Consider the following 15,405-nt stretch of genomic DNA (forward strand, 5'->3'; position numbering starts at 1 on the left):
CGGCAATCAATATCCATAGGCGTGGCATGTTTTCGCGAGTCTTCATGGTCGGTTCTTCTTGGTGTAGGTGGTGTTGATATGATACTGCCGGGCGGGCCGGTGACGGAAGTCGCAGTAGCGAAGACGCAATACGATCAACTGACCAATATGCACGTCATCTTGTTGAGCATCTGCCTCCGGGGTCATGCTGAATGAGCCTTCGGACCTGATTTGCCACAAAACGGCGAACGATAATGAGGCTCGAATCCCCCGGTCCGGCGGCTTCCGGCGGCTGCGGTGATCGCGGTTGCCAGGGACATCTTGACCTCAGGACGCCGAACGTCTTTGCCCTTGCGGCGATAGCCACAACCATGTAGACCGCATGACGTGAAACCCCTGCTTATCACGCTTATCACCCTCCTGCTGATTCCGCTACCTGCGATTTATGCCGCTGATGTAATCCAGCCTGTCCTGCCTGGTGCGTCAGGGAGACCGCCGGCAGGAGTGCCTGTGTCATGTCCCAATATCATCGTCATTCTCGCCGACGACCTCGGCTATGAATGCATCGGGGCCAACGGCGGCAAGTCCTACCAGACGCCGCACTTGGACCGCATCGCGAGCACGGGCGTCCGCTTCGAGCACTGCTATGCTCAGCCGAATTGCACGCCGACGCGCGTACAGATGATGACCGGCATGTCGAACGTGCGGAACTATGTGGACTTCGGCTCGCTGGAAAAATCGCAGACAACCTTCGGCCATTTGTTTCGCGATACCGGCTACGCCACCTGCATCGCCGGCAAGTGGCAGCTCGGTTCCAAGGACCCCTCGCTGCCCAGGCACTTCGGCTTCGATGAGCACTGCCTGTGGTCGATGCTCGGACGCGGCGAGCGCTACGCCAACCCCAGCCTCTCAGTGAATGGTGAGTTCAATACCTTCGCCGGAAAGTACGGGCCGGACGTGTGCCAGGAGTTCGTCGTCGATTTCATCCGCCGCAATCGCAGCAAGCCGTTCCTGGTCTATTACCCGATGATCCTCACGCACGGACACTACGAGGCGACACCGGACAGCAAGGACTACGGCCAGCCGGGCGCGCAGGCAAAGGCGGCCAATCAGCAGCACTTCGCCGACATGGTGGCCTACATGGACAAGCAGATCGGCAACTTGACGAAGGAACTCGAAGCCCTCGGCCTGCGCGAGAACACGCTCATCCTCTTCAGTGGCGACAATGGCACAGGCCGCGGCGCGACCTCGACACTGGAGGACGGAAGCGAGCAGGACGGGGAAAAGGGCAGCACCACTCGCGGCGGCATGCATGTGCCTCTCATCGCGAGCTGGCCCGGCAAAATGAAGCCCGGCACCGTCTGCCTCGATCTCGTGGACATGACCGATTTCCTGCCCACGATCTGCGAAGCAGCGGGCGTGTCCGTGCCGAAGACACTGACCCTGGATGGTCGCAGCTTCCTTCCCCAGGTGCGCGGCGAGAAAGGCCAGCCGCGTGATTGGATTTACAGCTATTGGGTGCCGCTGCGTGCGTCACAAACCAAGCATGTCGGCACACGCGGCGCGGTGGAGCAGGCGTTTGATCAGCATTTCAAGCTCTACAGCACCGGCAAGTTTTTTGACCTCGACCACGACGTGGAGGAGAAGTCGCCACGGCGAGTTGCAGACTTGCAGGGCGACGCCGCCGCCGCCGCCCGCAAACTTCAGGCGGCGCTGGAGCAATTCAAAGACGCCCGGCCGGCCAGCCTGAGTCCGCCGACTGTGCCGGGGGAAAGGAATAAGAAGACCAAGTGACTCATCCAGCCACCGATAAACGACTTACGCACGGCCAGTTTGGGCGACAATTACGTCCTACACTCTGAGAAGTAATGACCGGCATCCAGGAGGATTCGATGAAACACACGCTCGCATTCCTCTCAGCCCTGCTGCTCACACCGCTGGCTGCAATACAAGCTGCCGAAGCCACTAACAGCGTCGAATCCGCCACACAGCGAGGCTTGGCGCGTGTTATGCAGGCGGCGAGTCGTTGGCAGACGCATAAGACGTGTTTCTCATGCCATCATCAGACGCTGCCAATGCTCGCGGCGCTGGAGGGTGCGCGCGTGGGGATTCCCTTGGATAAGGCGTGGCTGAAGTCGCAGGCGGACACCACGCTGAAGTATTTCGAGGACCGCATCGAGAGCATGGACGATGGCGATCATGTGCCGGGTGGCGCTGCGACCGTGGCATTCGGGCTCTGGGCTTTGGATCTCGACCATCGACCTTCGGACAAGACCACGACGTCGATGGTGACATATCTGCTTAAGATCCAAGGCGTCACGAGACTGCGCGATGGCAGTAAGGAAATTCCGCTGCCGGAGGCACGGGACGGACACTGGCAGGCATCGTGTCGCCGCGCACCGATGCAGGCATCGCTCATCGGCGATACCGTGCTCGTGCTCATCGGCCTGGAGAAGTACGGGACAAAGGAACAGCGATCCCTCGTCGCTGGGGCGCGAACGAAGGCGGAGCAATGGCTAGCCAATACGCCCCTGCGCGACCAGCAGGATCGCCTCTGGCGTCTTTGGGGGCTGCATCATCTCGGCGGAGCCGAGGCGCTGAAGCAAAACACCCTCGCCGCCGTGATTGCCGCGCAACGCGACGATGGCGGCTGGGCCGAAACGAAAGACCGCGAGAGTGACGCTTACTCCACGGGCCAGACCTTGTTCATGTTGTTAAAAACCGGCACCGCCGCCGAACACCCGGCCATTGTTCGAGCGCGAGACTATCTATTGAAGACGCAACGCGCCGATGGCTCGTGGCTGGCCGAATCGCATGTGAAGTTCAAGGCCCAGCCCTACTTCGACAATGGCGACCCGCATGGCGAGCATCAGTTTCTCTCCATCGCCGCAACGGCGTGGGCGGTCGCCGGACTTGCGCAATTACGTCCAGCCAAATAGATCGCGTCCCTCGCAGCGGTAAGCAGTTATTGAATAATGGAAAACCCTGCTATGACCATAAAACAGCTCCCCGCGCTCATCGCACTCTTTTTGCTGGCTCCACAAGCACCCCTACTTGCTGCCGACAACGAAGTCCGACCGGATGAAATCCAATTTCGCCGACAAGCCGTGGTGCGCATGGTCTTCGATTCCAACCAAGGCATCCCACTGTCTTCCCTCAGACCGGCGAAGGTGACCGACCTCGACCTGATGCACCCGGAAATGTTGCCAGGTTCCAAAGTCAAATGGGATTTGAAGAACGGTGGGCTCTCGGGGTCATCTCCGGGAGTCTCAGGCGGTTCGCTGCGATGGGTCGGCGGATTCAACCCCTTCGCCACTTATGATCTGGTGCTTGAAAATGCACAAGGCGACGGATCGACAGGGATGACGTTTCTCGATTCGACGAACGGCGACTCCCTGACAGCCAGCTTGCAGTTCAAAGACGGGAAACCAGATTCGATCACCTGGAATGTTCTCGTGGGTGGCAAGCAGGTCGTCGAGGACAAGTGGCCGGTCCCCGTAGGGACGGCTACGAAAGATCTGACACTTCGGGCCCAAATGTCGGCCGTGGGGGTGAACCTGCTGCTCGAGTCCTCCGGCAAATCGGTGCTCGTCGGTTACTCTGACTTCTCAAAGCACTTTGATCTTCGGGAGCGTAAGCGGATCCAACGAATGGATTTCGGCGTCAGGACGGATCTGAAGGCCGGCGCACAAGTCCTGCTGACTGGAACTTCATCCTGCCTCTCACCCGGCTCAGGCCAGGCCGACATCCGGGCGATCACCGACGAGGAAGGCGCACCCCTTCTCGACGACGGCCGTCTCTGGTTCACGATCACGGTGCGGGGACGTGCCCTGCCCCATCCCCTTCAGGGCGTCTTCTCGCTCAACCCCTCGGTGTTCGACCTCCGCTTCGAGGGGATCATCGTCTTCGACATGGACGATGGGCTGCTCCGCAACGATTTGGCCTCCCACCTGTTCCGAGACTCCAAGTCCGGAGAGTGGCGGGGTTGGACAACGGGGTTCAGCGCTCTTGGCGGAGCGGGAAAGGCCGAGGAAAAGACGATTCTCGCAGTCACGTCCGTCCGGGATCCACGCCGGGGATTCTCAATCATGAAGGCCCGCCCCATCGGGCTCGACGGTGCCCACGAAGATCCCCACGGCGTTTATGACAAGGAGGCGGGCAAGTGGCGGCTTCTTCTGTGCGAACACGGCAAGAAGTATCGCGCTGGCATCTGGGAGAGCGATCACTGGGATCGCGGATTCACGAGACTTGCCGGGCCGGTGGAAATGGACAGCACCGGTACGATGATTCAGAAATTCGGCAACAAACGCTTTGCGCTCTTCGGCAGTGCCGACCGGAAGATTTACATCCGAAGCTATCCGAATCTCGAGCCAGCCGGTGAACTGAAGGTGGATCTTCCGCCATGGAACGAAAATCACGGCGGCCGAATCTGGCCCAATGTCATCCCACTGCCCGAAGGATATCCCGCGCCTTACATCGCGCTGATGATGGATCGGGTGAACTTCCCGGGAATGCCGAAGCCGAACTGGACCTACGGCGCCCTCTATCTCTACCACGGCCACCCGGCCAAGCCCTGATGATCGGTGGTCCTTCGATTGTGGCCAGACCGAGCCGAACCTTGAGTACATCTCCCAGCCTGCAACCGGACTGCGACCGCGAGACTCCAACATCCTCTTTGGAAGAACGGCTTATGCTGACCCGAACGCTGCTGTGCATTCTGGCTATCGGCTTGTTCTCGCTCGCGGTGCACGCCCAGGCCCCGGCCGTTGGCTCCGATCAGCTGGTGCTGGATGAAGACACCGGAATCTCGCTTCGGCCGGGTTTTGACGCCGAGTTGATCTACGAAGTGCCCAAGTCCCAAGGATCGTGGGTGGCCATGGCGTTCGACCCGAAGGGCCGGCTCATCGTTTCAGATCAGGATGACAAAGGCGTGTTTCGTGTCACGTTGCCGACCGCGACGTCGCGATCGGTCAAAGTTGAGAGCCTGCCGGGATTCCCTTATGAGCCGATCCCGTGGGGCAAACGAACGGTCGGCGGCGCATTGGGATTCCTTTACGCCTTCGACAGCCTTTACATGTCGAATATGCGTGGCTTCTATCGCATCCGCGATACCGACGGAGACGACGAGTTCGACGAGTTCACGCTGCTCAAGAAACTCAACGTCGGGTACGAGCACTCGGCCCACTCCATCATCCAGACCGCCGACGGCAAGGGCTTGTATCTGGTGAGCGGCAACTTCACCCGCACGCCGGCGGGGACTGCATCCGTACAGCCGCCGGTCTGGCTGGAAGATTCGCTCATCCCGTCCATTCCCGATCCGATGGGACACGCCGTCGGACTTAAACCGCCGGGCGGATGGATCTGCCGAATCTCCCCCGACGGTGCGGACTGGAAGATGATCGCTTCCAGGTTCCGCAATTCCGTTGATATCGCGCTCAATCGCGAGGGGGAACTGTTTACCTACGACTCCGACATGGAGTTTGACGTCGGCTGCCCGTGGTATCGGCCAACGCGAATCAATCATGTGACGTCGGGGTCGGAGTTCGGCTGGCGGTCCGGATCGGGCGTGTGGCTGGACTACTTCGCTGACAGCAACGGCTCGGTGCTCGATATCGGTCCCGGTTCACCGACCGCGATCAGCTTCGGCCATCACTCGAACTTCCCAGCCGAGTTCCAGGACAAGCTTTTCATCTGTGACTGGACTTTCGGCACGATCTTTACCGTCGAGATGAAGGAAAGCGGATCCACCTACACCGGGACCAAGGCGGAGTTCCTTCACGGGAGCCCGCTGAACGTCGCCGCGATGCGCTTCGGCCCCGATGGCGCGATGTACTTCCTGACCGGCGGTCGAACAACGGCGTCGCGGCTGTATCGCGTCCGCTATACCGGGTCGGCGAAACCCGCGGTCGTGCGAACACCGCCGGCCCCCAACGAACTTCGCGCCCTGCGTCATTCGCTGGAGAAGCTCCACGTTCGCGCCGAGCCTGGCGACGAAGTCATCGCGACGGCCTGGCCGCACCTTTCGCACGCGGACCGAAACATCCGCTACGCGGCCCGCATCGCGATCGAATGTCAGGACGTCTCGCTGTGGCGCGAGAAGGTCTTCGCCGAAAGCAATCCACGGGCCGTGATCTACTCGGGCATCGCACTGTGCCGTCACGGCGACAAGTCGCTATCTCGGCGACTGCTCGACAAACTCGGCGAGGTGCCATTCGCGATACTGGAAAAGGAAGACCGGCTTGCCCTTCTTCGTGCCTATGCCCTGTGCTTCATGCGGATGGACAAGCCGGCCGGGGAACAGGCGTCGGCGGTGATCGCAAGGCTGGATGCTCATTACCCGTCCGCCGATGACACAGTGAATGCCGAGTTGTGGAATGCCGAGTTGTGCCGGGTGCTTGCGGCGCTCGACGCGCCTACGGTGGTGAAGAAGACCATCGAGTTGATGAAGTCAACCCGCGCCGAAACGGTCAGCTACGACAAGACCATGCTCGAGCGGCACGAGTATGGCGCGGCCATCCTGAAGATGATGGCCAATACGCCCAACGCTCGGAACATTCATTATGCCAATAGCCTGAGCCGCGTGCGGAGCGGTTGGACGATCGAGGCCAGAAAGTACTACTTCGGCTGGCTGAACGAAGCCCTGGAAAAGGACGGCGGAAAGAGTTTCGCAGGATACATCCGGGCGATTCGCACGAATGCAATCGCGCATCTTGAGACGGCAGAAGTCGACCTGTTGGGTGGTTTACTGAGCGACTTCCCCACGTTCGATCTCTCCAAATTGCCGAAGGCCAGGGGCCCCGGTCAGGAGTGGACGGTCGAGAAGGCAATGAAGCTGTCAGAGCCGGACCTGCGTGGCCGTAACTTCGAGAACGGCAAAAGGATGTTCTCCGCGGGATTTTGCATCGTCTGCCACCGCGTCGGCGGCGAGGGCGGTCATTCCGGACCCGACCTTGGCTCATTGTCCAGCCGTTACTCGATCCGCGATATTCTCGTGGCGATCGTGGAACCCAGCGCGTCGATTTCCGAGCAATACATGGCTCGCACGGTAAAGCTCAAGAAAGGCGACCCTCTCTCCGGCCGTCTGATTTACCGGAACGAGAAGGAAATCGGCGTTGCATCGAATCCTTTTGACCTCAACCAGATTACCAAAGCTCCGGCGGACGACGTTCAGAGCATTGAGTTCTCCAACATCTCCATGATGCCGTCGGGACTGATCTTGGGAATGAACCGCGATGAGTTGATGGACCTGATGGCGTATCTCCTTTCAGGCGGAAACCCTCAACACAAAGCCTTTGCGAAAGATTGATCAAACACAGTGGATCCTTCGCAGCTTGCGGCGGACGTGATCGTCCAGGGCTTTTCTGCGCCGCCACCGCTGATGCTTGCCCCGGAGCTTCGGATATCCCATTGGAATCGGCGGAGCATGTTGGTGACCTTCGCCCTGGCGGTCGGAGCCACCGTGACTCGAACCAGACGGCGCTAGAGACTTTGAGGGCCCGCTGCGACAAGCGGCACCGACGCGTGGTCAGGACCGTCAGGAGGATCGCACCGAAATGAGAGAATCCTCACTCCAATTGCTCGCCCTAGCCGCCATTCTTGCCTTGCCCTTTTCGGCGTTGGCCGCAGGTAAGCGCGCGATGCCCGATTTCACCCGTGGCGATGCGATTCCCGCCGAGGCGAAGCATGACTGGAACCTCGGGCCGACGGGGCTGCGCGAATGGATGTTTTGCGACAAGATGGCGACCTCGGATGCGCGGCAGATTTCGGTCACGAAAGTCGAACGAGGTTCGCCGGCGGATGGCGTGCTCGCGGTGGGCGATGTGTTGCTTGGCGTGGGCGGGAAGCTGTTCTGGCACGACCCTCGTATTGAGTTGGGCAGGGCAATCACCGCGGCGGAATCTGCGGCCGGCGGTGGAAAATTGACGATGAGCGGCTGGCGGTCGGGCCGGACGGAGGAGGTCGTGGTGAAGTTGCCGGTGCAGGGCAGCTACAGTGCGACGGCTCCTTTCGAATGCGAAAAATCGAGGCGCATTCTGAAGCAGGGGTGCATGGCACTGGCCAAGCGAATGGAAGTGCCGTCAGAGCATGAGGATCCCATTGTCCGTTCGCTGAATGCTCTGGCATTGCTGGCGAGCGGGGATGCGACTTATCTCCCGCTGGTGAAGCGCGAGGCGGAGTGGGCATCGGGTTTTTCGGCGGACTCGATGCAGACGTGGCACTACGGCTACGTGATGATCATGCTTTCGGAGTACGTCATCGCGACGGGCGACCAGTCAGCGATGCCCGGCCTGCGGCGGCTCGCCATGGAGGCGGCGAAGGGGCAGAGCGCAGTCGGTTCGTGGGGACATGGGTTTGCGCGGCCCGATGGACGACTCGGCGGCTATGGGATGATGAACTCGCCGGGCGTGCCGCTGACGATTGGGCTCGTGCTGGCCCGGCAGGCTGGCGTGAAGGACGCGGCGGTGGAAGGGGCGATCGAGCGCAGTGCGAAGGTGCTGCGGTTCTTTATAGGAAAAGGCGCGATTCCCTACGGTGACCATCATCCGTGGATCGAGAATCACGACGACAACGGGAAATGCGGAATGGCCGCGGTCTTGTTCAATCTGCTCGGCGAGGCGAAGGGCGCGGAGTTTTTCTCGCGAATGAGCGTGGCCTCGCACGGATCGGAGCGCGACACCGGACACACGGGGAACTTTTTCAACATGCTGTGGGCGATGCCCGGCGTGGCGCAATCCGGGCCGAATGCGACGGGAGCTTGGATGAATGAGTTCGGCGGGTGGGCTTACGACCTCTCGCGTCGCTGGGACGGAGCATTCGCCCACCAGGGTCCACCGGAGCCGGAGAACGACAGTTACGAAGGTTGGGACTGTACCGGCGCCTTCCTGCTCGCCTATGCGATGCCGCTGAAGAAGGTTTGCCTCACCGGGAAGCGGCCCGGCATGGTCCCGCGGCTCGACGCGACGGCGGCGCAGGCACTCGCCAGCGACGGGCGCGGATGGACTGCGAAAGACAAGCACAATGCCTACAACAAGTTCAGCGACAAACAACTCTTGGAGCGGCTCGGCAGTTGGTCGCCGGTCGTGCGCGAGCGGGCGGCGATGGCACTGGGGCGGCGCAAAGATGCACCTGTTTCGGCGCTGGTGAGCCTGCTGGACGCTCCCTCGCTGGAGGCACGTTATGGCGCGTGTCAGGCGATCGCCCAGCTTCGCACACGCGGCGCTCCCGCCATGGAACCGCTTAGGAGGTTGCTGGCCGAACCTGATCTGTGGCTCCGCATCAAGGCAGCCGAAGCGCTTGCCGCTATCGGTGCCCCGGCGATGCCGGCGGTGCCGCAATTGCTCGAACTGCTCGCCCAGATCGACCCGCATACCGACCCTCGCGGAATGCAACAGCGATATCTGTCCTTTGCACTTTTCGATGAGCAAGACGGAATGCTTGGCCGATCGCTCGACGGCGTGGACCGTATGGCGCTCTATAAAGCCGTGCGCGTCGGGCTGAAGAGTCAGGACGGACGCGCCCGCGGCAGCATCGGCTCTATCTTTCGCAACCTCTCCGCCAGGGATATCAAACCGCTGCTGCCTGCCATTCACCAGGCCGTCATCGAGCCCGCACCGAGCGGCGAGATGTTTGCTGACTCCATCCGCGTCGAGGGTCTCCGTTTGCTGGCCGACCACGGTATCGAGGAAGGCCTCACCGCCTGCGTGCAATACACGCGCGACCAGAACCCGTGGGAAAGCCAGGTGCGCACGCCTGAGCTGATGAAAATCCTGCTCACCTATGGCACGCACGCCAAGGCGGTCATCCCTGAGCTGTTGAAGATTGCAGACTACTTCGAAAAAGACGAAAAGGACTTCCCGCCGGAATTGATGGCGTTGAAAGCCAAGTCCGTCCGCGAAACGATCCTCGCGATTCAAGCGACGGCCGCCACACCAAAGCTAACTCGACTCAAGTAGCATGAAAACCATCCTCGCACTCATCGCCGTTCTCTGCCTCGCACCAGCGCCAGCCCGCGGTGCGGACACCGACACCAAGACGCTGCGCGTCTTCATCTTCGCAGGGCAGTCCAACATGGTCGGCACTCACTCCAGAGTGGAGCACATCCGGCGTTTCCCGCCTTTCGTCGGGTTGGACAAGCCACAAAAGAACATCCTGCTCTCCTACAACCTTGGGCGAGAGACGAAGCAGACCTCCAACGGCTGGATCGACCTCCAAACGACGGGCGACTATTTTGGACCTGAACTCAGCTTTGCCAGACGGGTGTCGCAGAACATCGAAGCACCCATCGCGATCATCAAATGCGCCGCAGGTGGCACCGCTCTGGGCGATGATTGGAATCCCGATGAACCCGGCGGCTTCAAACTCTACCCGCTGGCCTTGGAGTTGGTCCGCTCATCCCTCAGGGACCTGGACCAAAAGAAGATCGCCTACCGGATCGAAGGCTTTATGTGGCACCAGGGTGAGAACGACATGTTCAGCAAGGAGTTCAAGCCGGTCTACGCCAGGAACCTGAGCAACTTCCTGGCGAGTTGGCGTCGTGACCTCAAGACGCCCCACTTGAGGTTCTATATCGGCGAGCTTTGCACCAAGACCATCTGGGGCATGGACAACCGTGACAACATGCACGCCATTCGCACCGCGCAGAAGGCTGTCGCCGATGCCGATCCTCTGGCGGATTACGTCCCGACATCGCATGACGCGGTGGAGATTGGCGGTGATGCCGGTCTTCACTATCACTACGGAACGCTGGGCCAACTGGAGCACGGCGTCAACTACGCCGATGCCTATTTGCGCACAGTGGGGAAGCTGCCCGCGACCGATCGTCCGCTAAAAGTCTGGCCCTATGCCAAAGGCAGCCCGGTGAAGCTCTTCATCCTCGCCGGGCACCGCAACATGGAGGGCGAGCGTGCTTTCACTGAGGATCTCAAAACAATGGCGGGACAGGCGGCACTGGCAGCGGACAACGTCAACATCGCTTTCAAATACAGTCTCGGCGGCGGCTACAAGACCTCGAATGGCTGGGAGCCACTCGGTCCCGCGGGTTTCTATGACACCTTCGGCCCCGAGCTCAGTTTTGGCAGGGCGCTGCAAGCCAAGGTGCCCGGAAACATCGCCATTGCCAAATTCACGCACAGCGGCTCCCAGATGAACGACTGGACCCCGCAGGGAACCACTGCAAAGGACTGCAACCTCTATGCGCCCTTCACTGCCTTCATCAAAGAGTCCATTCGCGAACTCGAGGCCAAAGGTCATACGGTGGAGCTGGCCGGCATCTTTTATCACGTCGGTGAAAATGACACGGCCTTCAATCCCTACCGGAGAGAGGCCGCCAAATGGTTGCAATCCACCGTCAATCAGAGCCGCCGAGACCTGGCGTTGCCTTCCTTGAAATGGCACGTCAGTCAGCAACCACCGCCCGTTGAGGAAGGGCTCGCTAAGACAGACATCACCGCCCATCTGGCCGCGATCGCCGCGGCGGACTCCGCGTTCATCCATCGCAAGGTATTCGATCTTCCCCCGCAGCAGGAGAAACTCGTCCTGAACACTGCGGGAATCATTAAGCTGGGAGAGTCGCTGGCCAAGAGTTACCTCGACCGTCCGTAGCCCGGGCCTGAGGCGAGTTGTCGGATCGGATGGGTACTTTGTGACATGCGCATGTAACCCTGTCCGTGTCCTGGCAGGGTCGCCTGAAACGGCCACTAGTGCTCGCGCATGCCACTGGACCTCGGCAGCGCAGGATGAGGCCTCAACCGGGCGAGAATCCTGCCCGGCAAACGATATGGGCGCCCTTGCTGGAATCATACCAAATGAGTCTTCAAAGCACATACATCCGCAACACCACTCCTCGTGTCTCAGTACGGACTTCCGGCGTGATCGTTCGGCTGGCATTCCTCAGTTGGATCTTTGCGACTTCCGTGATCGCGGCGAGCCTCGATTTGGCCACCGATCCCGCAGCAGGGAGGCCGGGCAGTTTTGCCGGCGAAGAGATACGGCGTGAAGCAGCAGCAAGGGGCATGTCTTTAAGCAGGGACGCCGATGCGACTCGTATTTCCGTTACCGTCGGAAATGACGACAACGCCACTGCACAGAGCTATCGCCTTCGCGTGCAAACGCAGGGCCGACGCCGTGTCATCACGGTGCTCGGCGCCGACCCCGTAGGCGCAATGTATGGCGGGCTGGATATTGCCGAAGCGATCCGCACGGGAACGCTCGATTCGCTGACGGACTCCGACCACAAGCCACACATCGCGAAGCGCGGCATCAAGTTAAATATCCCTCTCGATCTGCGTACGCCGAGCTACACGGACTGCTCGGATGCGGCACAGGCGAATATCCCGGAGATGTGGGAGCGAGAGTTTTGGACCTCGTTTCTCGATGCCATGGCGCGGCATCGCTACAACGTGCTTTCGCTCTGGAGTCTCCATCCGTTCCCATCGCTGGTGAAGGTTCCGGAGTTCCCCGAGGTCGCACTGAACGATGTCTGGCGCACCCGTGCCAAGCTTGATGACACCTTCAGCTTCTCCGGCTCCGACATGGTCCGCCCGGCGATGCTCGCTAACCGCGAGGTCGTGAAGCGCATCACGATCGACGAGAAGATCGAGTTCTGGCGGTGGGTCATGCAGCAGGCCGCAGACCGAGGCATTCAGGTTTATGTTTTTACTTGGAACGTGTTCACGTTCGGTGCCGAAGGCAAGCACGGCATCACGAACGATCTGGACAACGAGATCACAAAGAAGTACTTCCGCGCCAGCGTGCGCGAGACGGTCAAGACCTACCCGCTGCTCGCCGGCATGGGCATCACCGCCGGCGAGGGCATGCCGAACAATATGGATTCCAAGGTCAAGGAAGCGTGGCTGTGGGACACCTACGGCGAAGGGGTGCGCGACGCATTGAAGGATGATCCCAAGCGCCAGTTCGGCATGATCCATCGCTTCCATTGGACCGCGCAGAGCGACATCCTGGACGCGTTTAAGGAGTACCCGGGGCCGTTCGAGTTCAGCTTCAAATACTCCGTCGCGCACATGTATTCGATCACGAAGCCCCAATTCATCAAGCCGCTGCTGGAAAACCTGGCTCCCGGCAGAAAGACCTGGCTTACGGTACGCAACGACGACATCTACACCTTCCGCTTCGGCGATCCGACGTACGCCCGAGAATACATCCTGAACATTCCCCCGGCGGACAAGATCGCCGGCTTCTATATGGGACCGGACGGCTACGTCTGGGGACGCGACTTCCTCGAACGCAATCCCGACCCCGGCACGCGCCCGCTGGTGATGGAGAAGCAGTGGTACTCGTTCATGCTCTGGGGTCGTCTGGCGTACGATCCGTCGCTGACGGACTCGCACTTCGAGCGACTGCTGGCCGCCCGCCATCCCAAGGCCTCATCAACTCATCTTTTCCGAGCCCTCCAGGGAGCATCGCAGGTCATGCCACTGACCACCCGATTTTTCTGGGGCGACATCGATCTCAAGTGGTTTCCCGAGGCGTGCTGGAGCCATCGAAGGAGCAAAGGTCAGGGCTTCTACACTGCGAGACACTTCATGGAGGGAAGCTCCATGCCAGGCTCTGAGGTGTTGTGCATCCGCGATTGGCGGGCTCGCCTCGTCGCCCGTAAACCGATGGAGCAGACGACGCCGCTCGAAATCGCCGACGCTCTGGACGGCGCGGCGGCACAGACCTTCGCATCGCTCGACGCTCTTCGCGAGGCTGCGACGGCGGACGCCGAGCTCCGCAAGAACATGAACGACTGCGAGGCGCTGGCCTGGCTTGGCCGCTACTACGCGGCCAAGATCCGTGGCGCGTGCGCGCTGGCGATTTTCGATTCCACCGGCGGCAAGTTCGACCATGACGCGGCGATTCGTCACTTTAACGACGCCCTGTCGCACTGGAAGCGATACGCCGCCGTTCGCGACGCTCACTACGTTCCCGCGCTCTACAACCGCTTGGGCTATGTGGACGTGACCGCGTTGACCACTCAGGTCGCCGCCGATCTGGATATCGCACGGGAATGGAAGCCGGGCACGCTCAAAGACGACGGTAAACGCTCCGGCACTGAGAAGGGCTTCCGCAACTAGCGATTGTGTCCCCGGTTCTGCCTACACCCGACACTCATCGGACGGATTTTATGAACCGACTCACCTCGCTGCCCTGTTAACGGCTTTCGCGCTGACCATCGGACCGCGCGCACTTTAGCAGCCGATTCGGCAGCGCCGGTAGCTGCTCCCGATCTCGTCGTCGACGAGGTGGACGGCCGCTGCCTTGTGCCTTGGCAAGAATCGTTCCGAGACGCCACACCGATCAAAGCTCCAGAACCCCGGTGCTACATCCACGGCTATTGTGGTATTGCACGGGTGACGTCACCGAGTGGACCCGGGCTTGGAGTCTGCTGGGCTGATTGAGCCCGATTTGTCGATCTTCCATATCACGACATCGCCCGCCCATCCCCCGGTAGCGAACGATCGGCCGTCCGGGCTGACGGCTATCGCATATCCCCAGTCGGCGTGGGCCGGGACGCTCCGCAGGATCTGATCGCCGTCGCATTCGATGGCGCGGACGATGCCCTCCGTGCCGAGTGAAAGGAGCGTCTTGCCGTCCGCGGCCCATGCTACGGCGAGCACCGGGCCTTCGTGTCCTCGGACGATGCGGACCATTCGCCCGATGCCCGGCTGCCAGATGCGAACCGTTCGGTCATCGCTGGCCGAGGCGATCGTCCAAGGCGCTTTCGGATCCGAGTGTGATCGGCCGGCGATTGCATGGACGGAATCGGTATGGTTCGAGAGCGTGCGGAGGAGTGCCCCATCGGTGACGGTCCAGACTTTGATCGAGCGGTCGACGCTGGACGTCGCGATGAGCTTGCTGTCGGGGCTGAAGACGACCGAAGTCACCGCCCCGCCGTGGCCGACGAGCACGCCGGCCGACCTGGTCTGCAGCGCGTCGCGTTTGCGATCAATTCGCGTCAACCTGACCGTACGATCGGCGCTGCCGACGGCCAACAGCGATCCGTCCGGGCTGAACGCGACGGCGGTCGCCAGATCGGTCATGCCCTCGACTTTCGCAAGCGACTTGCTTGCCTTGAAGTCCCAAAGGATGACCACTCCTGACTCACCCGGCGTTCCGCCTGCAACGGCTAGGAGCTGGCCGGTGGGGTCGAACGCAATCGCGGCGGCACGCGGGATCTTTATATCGAGCGTGCGAGAATCGCCGGCGAGGACGTTGCGAACTTCCACGCGATCATGGCGGGCAATGACGAGCGATCCGCCGTTGGGGCTGTATGCGCAGGCGACGACGGGCGTGGTCCGAGCTCGGGTGGAAGGATCCTGCGCGAACGCGACTGAGAGCGGCATCACCACGAGGGTGGCGAACAGGCCGGCCAGAAGGGAGCCAGGTTTGTATCGCATCATGCCGCGCCTCGTGCTTGATCTGATC

8 protein-coding genes are annotated in these 15,405 nt (G+C 61.0%); 7 read left to right on the forward strand and 1 reads right to left on the reverse strand.

Features of this window, described 5'->3' with window-relative positions:
- The first annotated feature begins 489 nt into the window (after positions 1 to 489).
- The 7 genes from IPV69_RS04245 (at position 490) to IPV69_RS04275 (ending at position 14,054) form a co-directional block, all read left to right on the forward strand.
- A complete protein-coding gene (locus IPV69_RS04245; protein ID WP_206293672.1) occupies positions 490 to 1,773 on the forward strand; it encodes a sulfatase-like hydrolase/transferase in 1,284 nt (427 codons plus the stop codon).
- A 74-nt stretch (positions 1,774 to 1,847) separates the two neighbouring features.
- Complete coding sequence (locus IPV69_RS04250) at positions 1,848 to 2,918, forward strand: prenyltransferase/squalene oxidase repeat-containing protein (protein ID WP_206293673.1); 1,071 nt, start codon at positions 1,848 to 1,850, stop codon at positions 2,916 to 2,918.
- Between the two features lie 423 nt (positions 2,919 to 3,341).
- Positions 3,342 to 4,556, forward strand: a complete 1,215-nt coding sequence (locus IPV69_RS04255; RefSeq protein ID WP_206293674.1) for a hypothetical protein — start codon at positions 3,342 to 3,344, stop codon at positions 4,554 to 4,556.
- A gap of 113 nt (positions 4,557 to 4,669) precedes the next feature.
- Positions 4,670 to 7,285, forward strand: coding sequence for a c-type cytochrome (locus IPV69_RS04260; protein WP_206293675.1), 2,616 nt, complete (start codon positions 4,670 to 4,672; stop codon positions 7,283 to 7,285).
- 247 nt (positions 7,286 to 7,532) lie between these two features.
- Complete coding sequence (locus IPV69_RS04265; RefSeq protein ID WP_206293676.1) at positions 7,533 to 9,932, forward strand: DUF6288 domain-containing protein; 2,400 nt, start codon at positions 7,533 to 7,535, stop codon at positions 9,930 to 9,932.
- A 1-nt stretch (position 9,933) separates the two neighbouring features.
- Complete coding sequence (locus tag IPV69_RS04270; protein WP_206293677.1) at positions 9,934 to 11,580, forward strand: sialate O-acetylesterase; 1,647 nt, start codon at positions 9,934 to 9,936, stop codon at positions 11,578 to 11,580.
- A 410-nt stretch (positions 11,581 to 11,990) separates the two neighbouring features.
- Positions 11,991 to 14,054, forward strand: coding sequence for a hypothetical protein (locus IPV69_RS04275; RefSeq protein WP_206293678.1), 2,064 nt, complete (start codon positions 11,991 to 11,993; stop codon positions 14,052 to 14,054).
- 282 nt (positions 14,055 to 14,336) lie between these two features.
- Here the strand turns inward: IPV69_RS04275 and IPV69_RS04280 are convergent, their stop codons facing one another.
- On the reverse strand, positions 14,337 to 15,377 hold the full coding sequence (locus IPV69_RS04280; protein ID WP_206293679.1) for a WD40 repeat domain-containing protein: 1,041 nt from the start codon (positions 15,375 to 15,377) through the stop codon (positions 14,337 to 14,339).
- Positions 15,378 to 15,405: the final 28 nt, after the last annotated feature.

The sequence above is a fragment of the Humisphaera borealis genome (genome assembly GCF_015169395.1).
Classification (GTDB): Bacteria; Planctomycetota; Phycisphaerae; order Tepidisphaerales; family Tepidisphaeraceae; genus Humisphaera; species Humisphaera borealis.